The following is a 17,026-nucleotide window of genomic DNA, read 5'->3' as shown; positions in this document are numbered from 1 at the left end:
AAATAAACGTTATCATGTCACAGAATTTAAAGCTATCATAACCCTTGCGATTGCTTCGCTAAGACGCTCGCAATGACATACTTTTACTAGCAAAGGACTCATCCCCATGACAGCAACAATTCCAACTAAAACCTCACCACAAATCATCTACCCCGACAGCGACGGCAAACCCATGTCAGACAATACCCAACAGTTTGAATTAATTGTCACCATTCAAGGTGGAATAGATGCCTTATACAAAGACAACGAAAATGTCTTTGTAGCAGGTGATTTGCTGTGGTATCCCGTCGAAGGAGACAACAAAACTCGCCAAGCACCTGATACGATGGTAGTGTTTGGCAGACCCAAAGGTTACAGAGGTTCCTACCAACAGTGGCTTGAAGATAATATCGCCCCGCAAGTTGTCTTTGAAATCCTATCGCCGGGAAACAGACTGGGAGAAATATTTAAGATGTTTAAGTTTTACGAAGATTATGGAGTTGAAGAATGCTATTTCTACGATTTAAAGGATGAGAAGTTAATAGGTTGGGTGAGAAGTGACGGAAAACTCAACTATATTGAATTAATGGATGGTTGGGTGAGTCCGCGTTTGCAGATACGTTTTCAAACTGCATCGGGAGACTTGGAAATTTATCGCCCTGATGGACAGAAGTTTTTGTCTTATGTGGAGTTGTCGAGACAAAAAGAATTAGCACAGCAACAAATGGAACAAGAACGACAGGAGAAAGAGTTAGTACAACAAAAAGCCGATCGCCTTTCCGACAAATTGCGAGAAATGGGCATCAATCCCGACGAAATTTGAACAAAGAAAACCGGGCGGTTGAAACCGCGTCTCTACTGATTGCAATCGCCCTTTCCCGACTCTCCAGACAAAATCCCAACAAACTCCGCGTGTTCCGACGAATTAATCCCCTCCTGCAAAACCGCCATCACCTGCGCCAAATTTCCCGACAACAAAGCCGGTACAGCCAACCACAAACCCGGAAAAACTATACTGCAAATAACACCATTCTCATCCGGTGGGATAGAAATATACTTGCCTTTTTCCAATCTAAACCAATGCAAACGTTGTTTGTTAATCTGCCAAACCATATACTCCTGCACCCCATTTCGCCGATAAGCATTTTTCTTATCATGCAAATCCTTAGATGCTGTACTCGCAGCTATTTCTACAATCAATTCCGGCGCACCTTGCACGTAATCATCATCAGTAATTCGCGAATTTCCTCCATTCTCAATTCGCAGCAAAGCATCGGGCTGCGGTTCATTTTCTAAATCTAAGAATACAGTAGTTTCAATCCCTAAATCGACCCCTGGTGTTGCCACTTGGTAATTCAACAACCATCCGGTAATCGCAGCATGGGGTTTACCGTGGCTTCTGTGACGTACTGGGGATGGCATATACACAATTCCTTCAATTAATTCGGCTTTCTTGACGTGCGGCATGGCGAGATAGCGATCGTGAAATTCAGGTTGTGAAAGCCGATCGCCATTTTCGAGCGGCAGAATACTCGCATCGTCTTCAGCAGGAGTTGGTATCTCAATATTTTTTGTACTTTTTACAGATATTTGAGTCATCAGAAATCACCTTTTAGTACAGGTAGAGAAACTCGAAATAGTCAAATAAATAAGCAGTTATTTATATTATACACTTAACATCAACTTAGTTTCATATTTCATCTTGTGAAAACAATGCTTTCAATCCTCAGACAACCTATAATAACTTGACATATAACCAACCAGCCATGCAAAATCCCCGCCAAATAGCCTTTCTCGCACTCCGCGAAGTCCACCGTCGCGGTGCATTCGCAGACGCCGCCCTCGATCGCACTTTTCGCAATTCCCAACTCAACGACCTCGATCGCCGTTTAGTCACAGAATTAGTCTATGGTAGTGTCAGGAGAATGCGCGCGATCGACTTCATCATCGACAAACTAGCCACCAAAAAAGCCTCCCAACAACCGCCCGATCTACGTACAATCCTACATTTAGGCTTATATCAACTCCAATATCTCAACCACATTCCCCCCTCCGCCGCCGTCAACACCACCGTTCAACTAGCAAAAGAAAACAAATTATCAGGACTCAGCAGTTTTGTCAACGGCTTGCTGCGGCAATATATCCGTTTAACAGAAACCGACTTAAACCCATTAACAGTTACTAACTATAAATCATCAGTCCAACGCCTCGGAATTCTCCACAGCTTCCCCGACTGGCTAGTAGAATTGTGGAACGAACAAATAGGCGAAACCGAAACAGAACAACTCTGCGAATGGTTCAACCAATCTCCCACAATTGACCTGAGAATCAATCCCTTAAAAAGCTCGATCGCCCAAATCGAGAGTGCCTTCCAAGCCCAGAACATCTCAACCAGCAGAATCCCCCATTTACCCCAAGCATTAAGACTAAATGGCAGCACCGGCGCAATTCAAAATCTCCCCGGATATAGCGAAGGTTGGTGGACAATTCAAGATAGTAGCGCTCAATTAGTCACCCATTTACTCGATCCGCAACCGGGGGAAACCATCATCGATGCCTGCGCTGCACCGGGAGGGAAAACCACCCACAGCGCTGAATTAATGCAGGATACAGGTACTATTTACGCCTGCGACAAAACCGCTAGCCGACTCAAAAAACTTGCTGAAAATGCCGATCGACTCCAGATGAAATCTATTAAAATTCATACCGGAGACAGCCGCCACTTCCCAGAATTTATCAACCTAGCAGACAGAGTATTATTAGACGCACCTTGTTCCGGCCTCGGAACCCTCCACCGCCGCGCCGACGCCCGCTGGCGACACACTCCCGAAAATATTCAACAACAATCGCAACTGCAATCGGAATTACTAGCAAATGCAGCGACATTTGTCAAGTCCGGCGGCGTCTTAGTTTACGCAACTTGCACGATTCATCCTTTGGAAAATGAACAGGTTGTGCGATCGTTCTTAGATAGCAATCCTGACTGGCAAATCGAACCGCCAACCATTGATTTACCAGTCCAGCCATCACCAGAAGGATGGGTCAAAGTTTGGCCGCACAAGCATCAAATGGATGGCTTTTTTATGGTGCGGCTGAAACGAGATTAAATTGCGATCGGATTGAAGTCCGCAAATACATCTGCGTTAATCCGTGTTAATCTGCCATAATCTGCGGTTAAAAATTCCCAATTCCAATTCTTGCAATCAATCCAATGTACATTTAAATTGTTGGTTGGGTGGGGGCAGGTTTATTTCAATTGTTGGTACTCATTAAGGATTATTGGTGAACCTGCCCCTACACATCGCAATTGCTTGTAATTATTGCTTAATATCTCGGTTCTTGATAACGCTCTGGTTCTTGATAAGCTGGTTCTTGATAAGCCGGCTCTTTGTAAGCTGGTTCTTGGTAAGCTGGTTCTTGATAAGCTGGTTCGCGATGCTTCGGTTCGGGATTGGGATTGTAAGGGACGATCGCACCATCGTCATTCATAATCATCCCTCGAATAATCTCCTTCGGTTCGACGGGTTTCGCCTTAATACTGCCTTTGCGGCCCTCCAACTTAGGCAACTTGGGAAACTCCTGCACCGGCATTCCCTTCACAGCTTTACTCATAAAATCGCGCCAATTGTAAGCAGCAGTACCGCTAGTTCCCCCCGTCGGATAATTGTCATCATTCCCTAACCAAACCCCAGTTACTACCTGCGGAATGTAACCGATAAACCACAAATCCCGCACCTTTTCCGAAGTGCCAGTTTTACCAGCCACAGCCCGATCGCCCAAAGAAGCAGGCCCGCCCGTACCACCAGTCACCACACCCTCCAACATCCAAGTAGTAATTGCCGCACTATCCTTATCCAAAACCCGCTTCGGTTTAAAATCAGCCTTATAAATCACATCTCCCCGCTGATCGATCACCTTAGTAATTCCGTGGGCTTCAATAAAATTACCTTCCGACGCTAAAGTACCGTAAGCATTAGTTAATTCCAGCAAATTAACCTCAGACGAGCCCAAAGCTAGGGAATAAATCGGACTTAATTTAGACTTAATTCCCATATCGTGGGCTAATTTAATCGCCGGTTCAAACCCGACATCCATCAACACTCTGACAGCTACGACATTTACCGAACTCGTCAAAGCATCAGAGATCGATCGCCAACCGCTAAACTTTTTCCCGTAATTATTCGGTTGATAGCCGTCGATAATAATTGGCGCATCTTCATAGCTGTCGTAAGGCGAAAAACCCGCCCCCATAGCCGCCGCATAAACCAACCCCTTAAAAGTCGATCCGGGCTGCCGCAAAGCCTGCGTAGCCCGATTAAACTGACTGTCTTTAAAACTTCCGCCACCTACCAGGGCCTTAACTTCCCCAGTTTTAGCTTCTATTGAAACCAAAGCCGCCTGTTCAAAACCCTGACGGCGGCCATCAACATCGATCGCATCTTTAATAACTTGTTCCGCTATTTTCTGCCACTTCAAATCCACCGTCGTCTCGACAGTCAAACCACCAGATTCCAAAGCATCCTTAGAAACATAGCGCGGCAATTCCTTGCGAATGTAACTAGCAAAATAAGGCGCGACTACTTTAAATCGTTTCGGCTGACTTTGTTTCACTTTTATCGGTTCCGCCTGGGCTTCCTTCGCCTGGGCCTCTGTAATTACCTTCGCTTCCTGCATTTGTTGCAGCACAATATTGCGACGTTGCTTAGCAATATTCGGATTAACTAAAGGCGAATATTCGCTCGGGGCAGGCGGCAAACCCGCCAAAGTTGCCATCTCTGCCAAAGTTAATTTATCGACGGGTTTGCTAAAGAAAACCCAAGCCGCATCCGCCACTCCGTAAGCATCTGAACCCAAATAAACCAGATTTAAATATCTTTCTAAGACTTGTTCTTTAGTCAACTCCCGCTCTATTTTTTGAGCTAAAAGAGCTTCCCGAACCTTCCGCTTAAGGCTTCTTTCCTGATTGAGAAAAACCACGCGGGCCAATTGTTGGGTAATTGTACTGCCGCCCTGCACCAAATCTCTGGCTATCACATTAGAAGCGATCGATCGCACAATACCTTGATAATCCACCCCGCGATGTTCGTAAAAACGGCGGTCTTCTATCGCAATAAAAGCTTTAGTCAACAGTTCGGGAATTTCCTTAAGTTTCAGCTTATCTCTAGTTGCCGGCCCCGACTGCAACAAAATCGTATTGTCAGCCGCCTTAATTGTCAGCGTCCCGTCGCGGTTAAAAGCCGACAAATCGTTAACATCCGGCAAACCTTTGTCTAAGGTGTATAAAATCCACAAACCGTAGATTAAAGCGCCACTTCCTATACTGAGAACACCTAAACCTATCCAAAATTTAGGGCGCCTGGAGAGCCGTTTTTTAGTATTTTTCTGCGGTGCGCTATCTTCCGGCGGTACAATACTTTCCTGTAGTTCGGTATTTATTTGCAGTTCGGTATTTAGCGGTGCGCTATTTTCCTGTACTTCGGTATTTATTTGCAGTTTGGTGTTCGGCGGTGCAATACTTTCCTGTAGTTCGGTATTTATTTGCAGTTCGGTATTCGGCGGTGCGCTATTTTCCTGTAGTTCGGTATTTATTTGCAGTTCGGTATTTGGCGGTGCGCTATTTTCCGGCAACTCGCTACTATGAGATTGTTCTGGTAATTTATTTCCCAGCAAACTCAAGCCCGGCCCCAACAATCTCTTGCCTTTTTCTTGCAAGCTGCTAACTTGAGGTTCAATTTCCAACCAAACGATTAAGCGCCTCAATCCTTCCCAATCGCGCTTGACTATGGGAAATTCATCCTGTTCTGAGTAGGAATATTCTGATGCTAATTCTGACTCTTCTGGAGGTTCAGCATCTTCTGATATCACATACTCCGATCGCTCACCAGTTATCCGCCCCGACAATTCAGGCGGGGATTGCGATGAGTTTAGCCCGGTGCTATTGGCAGCATTTGGCGATTCTAGATCGGAATTATCGCCTACTCCCTTAGTGACTTTACTCAATTTATCCTTGATATTTGAGAAAAATTCTGACACGTTCAGACCTTCAAACCTCATCAATTTAAATTAAAAATTAAAAATTAAAAAGGCTAACCCCCTTCAATTTTTAATTTTTAATTTGACATTTTTTCTTCAAGAAAACTGTGCATAATCTTGAGTTGTTTATTTTTGGTTAAAAATATTTAACTCAAAATTGCCAACTCAAAATTTTTCTCAACCAGCATGGCCCAGTGCCAAACCCGCTACCAGCATACCCAGTACCAGGAAAGGCTGAGCACTTGCCTGATATTTAACATCATTTTCCAGGGGATTACGCAAAAAGTACATATCCTGAAAAGTGATTTGGGGAACGATCAACAGCAGGAGAATGACAGCGTAAAGGTTTTGGTGAATGCCGATCAGGTAGCCTGCAATGCCTGCTTGAAATATGTCGATCATCAACACGCAAATCCAGGCTGCGGTGCCGATGCCAAACATCACTGGCAAAGATTTTAACCCTAATTGGCGATCGCCCTCGACACTTTTGAAATCATTTACGATCGCAATTCCCAGTCCTGCCAAACTGTAAAACAGCGTCAAAACCATAATGGTGGGATCTAGTGTACCAAACAAAGCTTGACCTGCCCACCAAGGCAGAGCAATGTAGCTAGCACCTAGGGCATAATTTCCCAACCAGCCATTCTGCTTGAGTTTCAGCGGTGGTGCAGAGTAGATGTAAGCCAAAAATGCACCGCCGAGAGTCAAAACAGTCATGATGGGGAATTCATGACCCGCCCACAAGTCTAGAGCATAGGCTACCGCAATGCCTGCGGCTAATAATACCAAAATTTGGGTAACTACTTGGGGAATCGAGATGATACCGGAGGGAATCGGGCGGTAGGGTTCGTTAATGGCGTCGATGTCGCGATCGTAAAAATCGTTCAAAGTTTGAGTGTAGCCAGCCAGCAAAGGCCCTGACATCAACATACAAGCGGAGGCGATCGCAAAATTCTCTAAATTCCAAACATAGTTTCCCGAAGAAGCCGCCCCGCACACCACGCCCCACATCAGGGGAATCCAGGTAATCGGTTTCATCAGTTGCAAGCGAATCTTCCAGATGGAAGTTTCCCCGCTAGCAGCCCCTTTCATACCCAACATTTGCCGAGTTTTGGCACTGCGGCTGTCTACTTGAGGACTGTCTGCTGCGGTTTCTGGGGGAGTTTGGGATGGAGGAGAGTCAGACATAAGTGTGATTTTAGGGGTAATCTGCTGTTGTGTCGTTTTGCATTTTAATAATTCTGTAGAATAGCACCAATATTCCAAGCATTGTCTAGTCCACAATTTTTTAGATCCCTGACTTGGGAGAAGTTGTCGGAAATCTGGGTATTATATTTTTTGATATGGGATTAATTACGATCTGGCGATCGGGTTTTCAGACGATGCTACTTTGAGATTATTTCATCGGGCAAAAAGTTGGAATCTAGAACCTCAGTAGAAGTATAAACGGACAATTGCGGAAACGTCTCTATCGACAACCCAGTTTCAGCACTTGCTTGTTCTACTGCATCCGCATAACATTCAGCTAACACCTCTTCCAGATATGGTCTTAGACTGGGGGAATCTTTCACAGCTTTGCGAATACGTCTACGGTGTTCAGCAATGCTAGCTTTCCAACTACCGCTTCTGCGATCGGGTTGAAATTGCCACTTCAGCAAGTGCAGGATAATTACCACAAGATTACTTTCCAAACTCCTGCGTTCACTTCGGCCCATGTCTTCTATTTCTTCAATCAAGTTTTCCCAATCGATATTTGAGTAGTCGCGAGCCCGCAACTTTTCCACAGTGGTTTCAATCCATCTGAGGTAATCGGTATCATACAATTTATGTCGGTCAACTTCTAATTTTGTTGTCATAAGCTGTTCCTAATTCAACAATTTGGACACTTTCATTGCTGACGCATGGGGAGCAAGAAACCCGGTTTCTACGAGTTTTGGGTCGAGTCACAAGAAATCTAGTCAGAAACCGGGTTTCTGAGGTCTGCGTGCATCAAACTCTTGTGGGGTGGGCTTCTCGCCCGCCCTCAAAATAAAAATTAAATCCACAACAGCTTAACAACTACCAATTAACAAATCAACAAATATGGCGGTAGGAATCAAAAGGCAGTCCCGTCCGCCGCTTGACATCAACAACTGATTTGTACGCGCCTTTGCTTTGCCTTTCTCTAACTATTTTTTCAGCCACAACCCCATCTAAACCGCTTTCGATCAACTCTGACGGCGAAAGAACATTTAACCGTTTCCAAGTAAACTGCGATTCTTTTTGATAATTGTAGCTAAAGCAAATCATCGGGGCGATGCGTCTGACGTGACTTTCGGGAACTCCGGCGATTTCCGATAACTCTTCGGCGTGGGTAAAAAGGTAGCCTTCGTTTTGCAAAGATTCAATATCGTTAGCGTAGACGATCGGCAAACCCAAGATTCTGACCATATCATCTTTGGTACACTCGTTAATATCTATTTTGCCGCGCACGTTGGCTAGTTCTTCGGCATTTGTCGCAGTTGCAGGAACCAGCAAGCCTCTGGGTGCGGTTTTGATCAGATAGCGCTTTTTCAAAGCAAAGGCTGTGACAATTTGAGCTATCCAAACGAGGGTGCCGAAATTAGCTGAAGAAGATAGCGCTAGTGCTGCTAAAGTAAAGCAAACACCCCATCCCATCCAACTGCGAATATTTGTTTTTTGGCCTGCATAGGCGATCGCCAATCCGCCAAAATACGGAATAAAAGAATACCACACCCAGTTTGGAGTTTGACGCAGCCAGTATAAATCTTGAGACACTTTAGTTCTATCCTCGCTCGACTTTAGATTTCAATACGGTTCACTTAAAAATGTTTCTTCCCCGGAGATCCCCCTAAATCCCCCTTAAGAAGGGGGACGAAAGAGAATATCTTGTCCCCCCCTTTGCAAGGGGGGTTAGGGGGGATCTCCGGGCTTAACTGAAGCGTATTGGTTTATATTTGACTCTTGTGTAAATCCCAGCCTTTTGATAGTGGCTTCCCTTCTTCCTTCTTCCTTCTTCCTTCTTCCTTCTTAACTACAATTCCCGCAGCAGTTTTTGGCGTTTTTCTTCATATTCTTCGGCGGTAATTGCGCCCATATCGTAAAGTCCTTTCAATTCTGCGATCGCCCCTGTGACATCTTTTGCTCCTCTGAGGGCATACCCAGACGGCAACATTCCGCCATTGTACTGTGCATTAAAAGCTGGTTCCGACATCAGCAGCAGCCCGATGAAATCGAAAAATGCGATCAGTGAGGGAATTAATGTCCACGAAAAGAGCAAATAGAATACTCCTGCTACATTGTTGCCCAAATAAAATTTGTGGCCTCCGAAACCTCCGATAAAGAAAGCTAACACAACTGCTACGGTTTTATCTTTTACCATTTTTCCCTTTCCCCAGTTTTTTATTTTAACGAACGCGATAGACAACGAATGCGATCGAGGCAAGCAATATTACTAATTCTAATTTTTACTCATTTATTTGGGTTTTTGCGAAACTTGGACATCGCAAAATACAGCAGAACTATACCGGCTTGAGCCTGTAGAATGACTGAGTAGCCTCTCAAGAAATAATTGAGTTCGCTACCGGAATTGACAGAAAATATTAAAATGCCTAGGGCTGCGTAGGGTGCGAAACGCATCCAACTTGGCGTTCTCTCTAACTTGTGGCTGTTGAAATTGCTCATTGGTTTGAAACCTCATCCTTACTTAAATTTAACATAAAAATTAGCAGAATGGTCACGCTCGGTTGGGTGCGATCGCCCGGGCTAACCTTGCATCGATCGACCTACAAGATATTACTTCAATGTTAAAGCAAGTTTTTCCGTTAAAGTCAGCGACCGGGCGATCGCCAAATTCCACCTCAGCAGACAATGCCGATAGATGTCACAAAAGCCCGGTTTATTTACAATTATTAACAACCGCCCGAATTAACCCGCGCTGCCGCCCAAAAGAAACAGACTCAAGAGAGTTCCGCTATTCCAAAGACTGTGGAGAAGCATGGGGGCGAGGAGATTGCGCGATCGCGTGTACACAAACCCCAACACCGCGCCCAAAGTCGCCAAAGGCAGAATCTCAGAGACACTCAAGTGAGCCACCGCAAACAAAAAAGCCGAAGCTGCGATCGCCCCGGAAACAGGCAAATAGCGAGTCAGAGAAGGCAGTAGAAAGCCCCGAAACACGATTTCCTCAAAAACCGGAGCGGCGATCGCAGCAGTGCCGAAAAACACCGCCAGAGCCACGTTGTCCCTACCTTCAAGGACGATCGGCAAAATCGGATTGCTGCCGCCTTGTCCCTGCCATAATTGTTGATTGATCAGCGACACCACAACCACCAAAGGCAAAGCTACAAAATAGCCACCAAAGCCCCACAAAAACCAATTTTCCCGCCAATCTATCCGAAACCAACCATCAGGTAAAGGCAAAAAAGACTTGACCGAAAAATAGAGTACCGAAAGCCCGCCAGCCGACAGCAACAAATAAGTAGCAAAGATATAAAAAGCCTTTTCGCGCCCGTCAAAAGTAGCAGGGTTCAGCTTAAGAACAGCTAGAGAAACTGGCAGCAAAAAATAGGGAATCAAGATTTGCCCGACAAAGAAAAAGCCGACCACCAGCACCTGCCAAACAATCTCGCCATCCCAAGGCACATCCCAAGTCAAGCTGGCATTGCGCGCCAACAGTGGCCCCGAACCTGCCTTATCTAACTGCTGGCGCTGCAACAGCCACTGCACGCTCAAACCAACCAGCAAAACCGTGCCGATACAAAGAGATATAGCCGGAACGCCAACAACAATTGCCAACTTTTCTATAGCTTGCTCAGCCGTTACTTGCTCTGCTGCTTGCAGCGCCACCAGCTCTTTAGAACGTTCTTGCAGCTTGTAAAGTTGTGCTAGAGCGCGATAGCGAAACCACCCATCCAAAGACTTTTGAATGCGCGGCTCAGCATCCGGCAAAAGTTGAGGCGGATTGCTCCAAATTCCCGTTAAAACCTGAGCAGTTACCACGGAAGGATCGGCATCAATTTCAGTTTTGTACCGCGTAACTAAACCCTGCCAAGTTTGGATCGCCTCCTTCGTTTTGCCGCTGCTTGCCTGCAAAACTCCCAATCGCAAGTCAAGTTCGTTTAGCAGCGCTGACTGTTGGCTTGTCAACTCTTGCACAGCCTTTTGTTGTGCCGATTTGAGAGCAGAATTTTCCGACTTTGAGACGAGAGTCGGCGGAATTTGTTTGAATTGTGCTTGAGTTGTTTCGAGAGTTTTTTGAGTCGAATCTCGCGCGTCTTTATACTGCGTTAAAGCCGTATTTAGAGGATCGGAACCGATAATATTGTTGCGCGCCGAACTTAAATTAGCACCCTGATTATTTTCTCCTTGCCACTCCGAGGCGTGCAGCAGCAAATTTGTCTGATAGAGTTCCAGCCGGCTTTGGATTTGGGGTTCACTCCAACTAGCAAGTAAAGATAAACCGACCAGAGCGATCGCGATCGCCGTTAAAATACCTAAAATTATCCGCTTCAGTGTCATTCCTGGTTTTCCGTCCCGCGCAAATCTGTGTCTAACTCTTTCCCATCTTTAATCATAGGTCGTTGCAGCCGAGAGTATCCCGCCACCTGGTAAAATTTCACTGGTTAATCTTTTTGACTCGCCTCGCACCCGAAGACTGGGTAAGGTACGCACCAGCACCCACGGACTCAGTAACAGGCTAAATCTAAAATCTAAAATCTAAAATCTAAAATCGAATGACCCGCATTATCTTAGTCCGTCACGGCAAAAGCACATACAATCAAGAACGTCGCATCCAAGGCCGCCTTGATAAATCAATTTTGACAGAAGCAGGCCGCGCCGGCGCAAAGCAAGTAGGCGACATCCTGAGCAGTATCACCTTTGATGCCGCCTATACAAGTCCCCTGCAACGAGCCAAAGAAACAGCCGAAATCATCCTGTCGCGCTTGACAAATCCGCCACAACTCCAGCCAACTGATAAATTGATGGAAATCGATTTGCCATTGTGGGAAGGAATGCTGCGTCAAGAGGCGATCGACCAATTCCCCGAAGCATATCAGCAATGGCAACAACATCCCGACAAATTTTCCATGAAAATCCCCTCCCCCGAAGGAGAAATCGAACACTTTCCGGTACTAGCCGTTTTTGCTAGCGCCCGCAAGTTTTGGAAAGAACTTTTATCACGCCACACTTCTGGCACAATTCTAGTAGTAGGTCACAACGGAATCAACCGCGCCCTAATCGCCACAGCTTCAGAAATCGCCCCAGATTACTATCAATCAATTCAACAATCAAATTGCGGAATTAGTGTCATCAATTTGGGATCTGCCGATGAACAAACAGAGTCCAACAATAAAATTGCTGTTCAATTAGAATCGCTGAATTTAACCGCCCATACCGGAGAAATCTTCCCCAAACCGAGGGACGGACACAGCGGCCCGCGCTTGTTGCTAGTGCGTCACGGCGAAACAGACTGGAATAGAGCAGGTAAATTTCAAGGACAAATAGACGTACCACTCAACGACAACGGCCGCGAACAAGCTCGACAAGCCGCAGAATTTCTTAAGGATGTAAAATTAGATTTTGCCATCAGCAGTTCCATGCTGCGCCCGAAAGAAACTGCCGAAATTATTCTCAAATATCACGGCGATTTGCAACTCGAACTCCGCGACGAATTGCGCGAAATTAGCCACGGACTTTGGGAAGGAAAATTTGAATCAGAAATAGAAGCATCCTATCCAGGTTTGCTCGAAGAATGGAAAATATCTCCCGAAAAAGTGCAAATGCCAGAAGGAGAAAATTTAGAGCAAGTTTGGACAAGGGCGATCGCAGCGTGGCGAGAAATTGTAAAATCAGTTAGCGGTACAGGAATTGTAGTTGCCCACGATGCCGTCAACAAAGCCCTTCTCTGCCACCTATTCAACTTAGAACCCGAACATTTCTGGAAATTCAAACAAGGAAACGGCGCGGTTAGCGTGATTGATTATCCCCACGGCCCCGATGGTTTGCCCGTATTGCAGGCGATGAATATCACAACTCATTTAAGTGGCGGTGTTTTCGATCAAACAGCAGCCGGAGCACTGTAATTTTTGAGGTGTTAACTTAAGTCTAAAATCCTTGATAAATCTCGCTGTTAGCGTAGTCTCGATCCCCCCTAACCCCCCTTCTTAAGGGGGGGGACAAGAGCCTTATCAAAGTCCTCAGACTATCCGGGGGCTGCAAGAGTGCTTCCGGTTCCCCCCTTCTTAAGGGGGAGTAGGCAGGGTGGTTTTATAGTCATCATAGAAATAGGTACGTAGTTGGGCTTCAGCCCTCTTTAGACGTATTTATAAAGAGGGCCCAAGCCCAACTACGTACCTTGATTAATATGACAGTTGCGTCTAATACGCCACCCGACGTTTGAGCGATGCTTTCAGTAGTTTCAGATTTATTTTTCGGACAATAAAACCGCCCTGCTTCTTAAGAGGGAGTAGGGGGCAAGAATGCGGGGGGATCGAAGGCCTAATTATCAAACAGTAGATTGATAGCACGTTTAAAGCTTAAGTTAACACGAATACCAATACCCTCCCCCACGCTTCGCCGGACAAAAGTCTGAATTTTAATAGCAACCACGAAACATCAATTGCAGAAACCCTTGCCTTTCTTCCCTCTTGCTTCGCGTCCTTAGCGTCTTCGCGGTTCGTTCTTCCCTCTTCCTTCTTCCCTCTTCCCTCTTCCCTCTTCCCTCTTCCTTCTTCCTTCTTCCTTCTTCCCTCTTCCTTCTATATGAATCGCGAACTGCTACAAAACATAAGAGTAATCGATCCAATTTCAAAGATCGATCGCACCGCTGACATTCTAATTACCGAAAATCAGATCGCAGCAATCCAAGAAAACATCACCGAAATTCCCGCCGACACAGAAGTCCGGGATTGCCGAGGCCTAATTTTAGGGCCAGGATTAGCCGATATCTACAGTCATAGCGGAGAACCGGGTTTTGAGGAACGAGAAACCCTAGAATCCTTAATGCAGGCGGCGGCGGCTGGCGGTTTTACCCGCCTAGCAATTTTGCCCGATACATCCCCACCTGTGGACAACTTGGCCGGTTTAGCCTTGTTGCAACAACACATCCGCAATTTATCGCCCTCCCTACCCCGCTTGTATTTTTGGGGCGCGCTGACAGCGGGCGTTAAAGGGCAGCAGATGGCCGAGTTGGGGGAGCTGGCCTCCTCTCCAATAGTAGGGTTTGCGGACGGTTTCCCGCTGTCTAATCCGGCTCTGGTGAGGCGTTTGCTTGAGTATATCCAGCCCTTGCATAAGTCGATCGCCTTGTGGCCGTGCGATCGCACTTTAGCCGGAAATGGCGCCGCGCGGGAAGGTGCAGTCTCCGTGCGCTTGGGTTTACCAGGAATTCCCGCAAGTGCAGAAACATCGGCTTTGGCGGCAATCCTGGAGTTAGTGGCATCTGGGGGAACAAGAGTGCACATCATGCGCGTTTCAACCGCCCGAAGCGTGGAATTGATTCGAGATGCCAAAGCGCGGGATTTACCGGTGACTGCGAGTGTAACTTGGATGCACTTGCTGTTAAATGTCGGCGCAATCTCAGGAAACTCTCAAGATTCCGCTGGCAAAAATGCTCTAACTGCTTCGGTTCCCTACGATCCGAATTTACACCTCGAACCGCCGTTAGGCAATCTGAGCGACCAATTAGCCTTAATTCAAGCTGTGAAAGATGGGGTGATTGATGCGATCGCGATCGACCACAATCCGCGTACTTACGAAGAAAAAACCGTGGCTTTTGCGGATAGTCCCCCAGGGGCGATCGGCTTGGAATTAGCGCTACCTCTGTTATGGCACGGACTCGTAGAAACTGGTGAATTTTCCGCTTTAGAACTGTGGCGAGTGTTGAGTACAGGCCCCGCCGTTTGTCTCGGTCAAACCCCCGCGAAGGTGGCGCTGGGAGCCTCTGCTGAGCTGATTTTGTTCGACCCGCTCATGACTTGGACGGTTGAAGGGCGCAGTCTGAAATCGCGATCGGCAAACACACCTTGGTTGGGACAGCAAATAGCCGGAAAAGTTCTACAAACTTGGGTTTAAGGGCAATACGCTTGGCTTAGGATTTGTCCTTCGAGAGGAACGAAGCAATCGAGCGTATCTGTTTTTCACTCTCATTTTGCCGATCGGACTTTATAATCCCAAGCGTATTGGGATTTAAAGACTAAACTCCGAACGATCAAACCGCATTTGATAGGACTAATAAACAATCAAAAAAAATCCGACTTACCCTCAGTTAATAGTGACTGCATTTCCTGAGAACGTTTCAGGTAATTCTGTGCTACGCGATCGAGCGGATTTTTGCGAACGCACTCAGCAAACAGTTGTGCCGCTTCCTTATGTTTGCTCGCACTATAGTTCCACAAAGCCTCTATAAATATATTAAAAGTTGCTAACTTGCCATCTTTAACTTCCGGCGGATCGGCATCAAATACTTCATGAATCGTCACCAACTCAGATTTGCCTTTAACTCTAACTCGACCAATATTTCTGATTGCATATTTTTGGTATTCACTTACATTTAACTGTAAAAAAGTATTGTTAGTAATTAACATCGATACCCCGTAACTTTTCGTCATCGTTTCCACGCGGGAAGCTAAATTCACCGCATCGCTAATCACCGTACTATCCATCCTCGTTGTTCCCCCAACAGTTCCCAGCATCAGGTTGCCCGTATTGATACCGATCCCAATTTTAATCGGTGCAAAGCCCTCATTAACGCGGTGTTGATTGTAATCGTCGAGACGGTGTAGCATAGAAATTCCAGCATTCACAGCATCGCTGGCACTGTGACCGAACAAAGCCATAATTGCATCGCCAATGTATTTATCAATAAAACCGTTATTTTCAATAATCGTTGGCTCCATGCGGCTCAAATAAGAATTAATAAACTTGAAATTTTCCTGAGGAGTCATTCCCTCAGAAAGAGTCGTAAAATCCCGAATATCAGAAAACAAGACAGACATTTCCTTTTCCACGCTGTCGCCGAGTTTGATATCAACCAAGCTTTCACGGCTTAGTAGCGAGACAAATTCATTCGGCACAAACCGTCTGGCAGCCTTAGTTAATTGTGATTGCAGTTCCAAGGCTATTTCTAACCTCTCATTCACTTTTCGCAGTTCGGCATTTTGTGCTGCTAGTTTTTTATCCTGACTGTAGCTGTGAACGGCTTCTGTCACGGTCAATTTCAAGTCTTCAGTTTGCCAAGGCTTGCCGATATAGCGGTAGAGTTTCGCGTGCTTGATCGCACTTCCCACAGCTTCAATTGTCGCCTGCCCTGTTAGCATCACCTTGAGAGTTTTGGGAGAAATTTCATGAACCCGCCTCAATAATTCATCTCCTTTCATATCAGGCATCACGTAGTCGGAGATAATTAAAGGAATCTCTTCTCCGTCTTCCATAAGTTCGGCAACTAACTCTAGAGCATCCTCACCTCCTTCCGCAATTTCAATCCGGTAAGTATTGCCTAAAGCATCTTTTAATTCAGCTTTGAGGCTTTTCAGAACCGTAGTTTCGTCATCGACGCAAATAATCACTTGTTTGCTCATAGCGATAAAGCCGTTTTAATGGTTTCAATTAACTCTTCTTCCGACCAAGGTTTGTGCAAGCAACGGTGCAAATCAGCTTCGTCAAATGCTCTTTGAACAGCATCTTCATCTGCTTGACCTGTCAGCATCACTTTAACTATATTCGGAAATTTTTGATGAACGCGAATTAGGAATTCATCTCCTTTCATTCCCGGCATCAACCAATCAGAAACAATCAAGATGATCGCTGTATCATCATCATTAAATTCATCTATCAATTCTAAAGCATCGGCGGGATTTTCCGCTAATTCATAAACGTAGGTATTGCCAAAAGCTGATTTGAGTTGAGTTTTGAGACTTTTCAAAACTACTTTTTCGTCGTCAACGCACAGGATAACAGGTTTAGACATACTTTTTTATTCTCAGCCGTTCTTTGTTTGCCATTGAGTGTATCC

Annotated in this window: 14 protein-coding genes; 4 read left to right on the top strand and 10 right to left on the bottom strand. The window is 45.8% G+C overall.

What is annotated here, in order from left to right:
• Nucleotides 1-106 precede the first annotated feature (106 nt).
• On the top strand, nt 107-802 hold the full coding sequence (locus JGK11_RS09005; protein WP_293211324.1) for a Uma2 family endonuclease: 696 nt from the start codon (nt 107-109) through the stop codon (nt 800-802).
• Between the two features lie 32 nt (nt 803-834).
• Here JGK11_RS09005 and JGK11_RS09000 read toward each other — a convergent pair whose 3' ends face one another.
• Nucleotides 835-1,578, bottom strand: coding sequence for a Uma2 family endonuclease (locus JGK11_RS09000; protein ID WP_293211322.1), 744 nt, complete (start codon nt 1,576-1,578; stop codon nt 835-837).
• A 167-nt stretch (nt 1,579-1,745) separates the two neighbouring features.
• Between JGK11_RS09000 and JGK11_RS08995 the strand changes: the two genes are divergently transcribed.
• Nucleotides 1,746-3,086, top strand: coding sequence for a 16S rRNA (cytosine(967)-C(5))-methyltransferase (locus tag JGK11_RS08995; protein ID WP_293211320.1), 1,341 nt, complete (start codon nt 1,746-1,748; stop codon nt 3,084-3,086).
• A gap of 217 nt (nt 3,087-3,303) precedes the next feature.
• Here the strand turns inward: JGK11_RS08995 and JGK11_RS08990 are convergent, their stop codons facing one another.
• The 7 genes from JGK11_RS08990 to JGK11_RS08960 all read right to left on the bottom strand — a co-directional run bounded on the left by JGK11_RS08990 (nt 3,304) and on the right by JGK11_RS08960 (nt 11,532).
• Nucleotides 3,304-6,033, bottom strand: a complete 2,730-nt coding sequence (locus JGK11_RS08990; RefSeq protein ID WP_293211318.1) for a penicillin-binding protein 1A — start codon at nt 6,031-6,033, stop codon at nt 3,304-3,306.
• Between the two features lie 156 nt (nt 6,034-6,189).
• The gene (chlG, locus tag JGK11_RS08985; RefSeq protein WP_293211316.1) at nt 6,190-7,200 is read right to left on the bottom strand and encodes a chlorophyll synthase ChlG; all 1,011 of its coding nucleotides are present in this window, start codon (nt 7,198-7,200) and stop codon (nt 6,190-6,192) included.
• Nucleotides 7,201-7,397: 197 nt separating this feature from the next.
• Nucleotides 7,398-7,868, bottom strand: coding sequence for a DUF29 domain-containing protein (locus tag JGK11_RS08980; RefSeq protein WP_293211313.1), 471 nt, complete (start codon nt 7,866-7,868; stop codon nt 7,398-7,400).
• A 217-nt stretch (nt 7,869-8,085) separates the two neighbouring features.
• Nucleotides 8,086-8,790 (bottom strand): helix-hairpin-helix domain-containing protein, encoded by a 705-nt coding sequence (locus JGK11_RS08975; protein WP_293211311.1) that lies wholly within the window; start codon nt 8,788-8,790, stop codon nt 8,086-8,088.
• A 256-nt stretch (nt 8,791-9,046) separates the two neighbouring features.
• Nucleotides 9,047-9,394 carry an NINE protein gene (locus tag JGK11_RS08970; RefSeq protein WP_293178075.1) on the bottom strand — a complete coding sequence of 116 codons (348 nt, stop codon included), beginning with the start codon at nt 9,392-9,394 and terminating at the stop codon, nt 9,047-9,049.
• Between the two features lie 89 nt (nt 9,395-9,483).
• Nucleotides 9,484-9,696, bottom strand: coding sequence for a hypothetical protein (locus tag JGK11_RS08965; RefSeq protein WP_293178072.1), 213 nt, complete (start codon nt 9,694-9,696; stop codon nt 9,484-9,486).
• A 243-nt stretch (nt 9,697-9,939) separates the two neighbouring features.
• The gene (locus JGK11_RS08960; protein WP_293191001.1) at nt 9,940-11,532 is read right to left on the bottom strand and encodes a type II CAAX endopeptidase family protein; all 1,593 of its coding nucleotides are present in this window, start codon (nt 11,530-11,532) and stop codon (nt 9,940-9,942) included.
• A gap of 215 nt (nt 11,533-11,747) precedes the next feature.
• On the opposite strand from JGK11_RS08960, the gene JGK11_RS08955 reads away from it, so the two are divergent.
• Together JGK11_RS08955 and JGK11_RS08950 are read left to right on the top strand one after the other, a co-directional pair.
• Nucleotides 11,748-13,097, top strand: a complete 1,350-nt coding sequence (locus JGK11_RS08955; protein ID WP_293178066.1) for a histidine phosphatase family protein — start codon at nt 11,748-11,750, stop codon at nt 13,095-13,097.
• Nucleotides 13,098-13,776: 679 nt separating this feature from the next.
• Nucleotides 13,777-15,087, top strand: a complete 1,311-nt coding sequence (locus tag JGK11_RS08950; RefSeq protein ID WP_293196683.1) for a dihydroorotase — start codon at nt 13,777-13,779, stop codon at nt 15,085-15,087.
• A 167-nt stretch (nt 15,088-15,254) separates the two neighbouring features.
• On the opposite strand, the gene JGK11_RS08945 is transcribed toward JGK11_RS08950, so the two are convergent.
• Both JGK11_RS08945 and JGK11_RS08940 read right to left on the bottom strand, forming a co-directional pair.
• The gene (locus JGK11_RS08945; protein WP_293178061.1) at nt 15,255-16,592 is read right to left on the bottom strand and encodes an adenylate/guanylate cyclase domain-containing protein; all 1,338 of its coding nucleotides are present in this window, start codon (nt 16,590-16,592) and stop codon (nt 15,255-15,257) included.
• Entirely contained in the window at nt 16,589-16,981 is a 393-nt protein-coding gene (locus JGK11_RS08940) for a response regulator (RefSeq protein ID WP_293178059.1), read from the bottom strand. Before JGK11_RS08940 ends, JGK11_RS08945 begins: the two co-directional genes overlap by 4 nt.
• Nucleotides 16,982-17,026: the final 45 nt, after the last annotated feature.

The sequence above is a fragment of the Microcoleus sp. PH2017_34_RAT_O_A genome (genome assembly GCF_020737885.1).
GTDB lineage: Bacteria > Cyanobacteriota > Cyanobacteriia > Cyanobacteriales > Microcoleaceae > Microcoleus.
The sequence above is the reverse complement of the archived record's forward strand: the minus strand, read 5'-3'. Positions and strand labels throughout refer to the sequence as shown.

Bases quoted from the DNA above. Each gene is read 5' to 3' on its own strand.
- JGK11_RS09005 (WP_293211324.1), top strand. From the start codon at position 107: ATGACAGCAACAATTCCAACTAAAACCTCACCACAAATCATCTACCCC.
- JGK11_RS09000 (WP_293211322.1), bottom strand. From the start codon at position 1,578: ATGACTCAAATATCTGTAAAAAGTACAAAAAATATTGAGATACCAACT.
- JGK11_RS08995 (WP_293211320.1), top strand. From the start codon at position 1,746: ATGCAAAATCCCCGCCAAATAGCCTTTCTCGCACTCCGCGAAGTCCAC.
- JGK11_RS08990 (WP_293211318.1), bottom strand. From the start codon at position 6,033: ATGAGGTTTGAAGGTCTGAACGTGTCAGAATTTTTCTCAAATATCAAG.
- chlG (WP_293211316.1), bottom strand. From the start codon at position 7,200: ATGTCTGACTCTCCTCCATCCCAAACTCCCCCAGAAACCGCAGCAGAC.
- JGK11_RS08980 (WP_293211313.1), bottom strand. From the start codon at position 7,868: ATGACAACAAAATTAGAAGTTGACCGACATAAATTGTATGATACCGAT.
- JGK11_RS08970 (WP_293178075.1), bottom strand. From the start codon at position 9,394: ATGGTAAAAGATAAAACCGTAGCAGTTGTGTTAGCTTTCTTTATCGGA.
- JGK11_RS08965 (WP_293178072.1), bottom strand. From the start codon at position 9,696: ATGAGCAATTTCAACAGCCACAAGTTAGAGAGAACGCCAAGTTGGATG.
- JGK11_RS08960 (WP_293191001.1), bottom strand. From the start codon at position 11,532: ATGACACTGAAGCGGATAATTTTAGGTATTTTAACGGCGATCGCGATC.
- JGK11_RS08955 (WP_293178066.1), top strand. From the start codon at position 11,748: ATGACCCGCATTATCTTAGTCCGTCACGGCAAAAGCACATACAATCAA.
- JGK11_RS08950 (WP_293196683.1), top strand. From the start codon at position 13,777: ATGAATCGCGAACTGCTACAAAACATAAGAGTAATCGATCCAATTTCA.
- JGK11_RS08945 (WP_293178061.1), bottom strand. From the start codon at position 16,592: ATGAGCAAACAAGTGATTATTTGCGTCGATGACGAAACTACGGTTCTG.
- JGK11_RS08940 (WP_293178059.1), bottom strand. From the start codon at position 16,981: ATGTCTAAACCTGTTATCCTGTGCGTTGACGACGAAAAAGTAGTTTTG.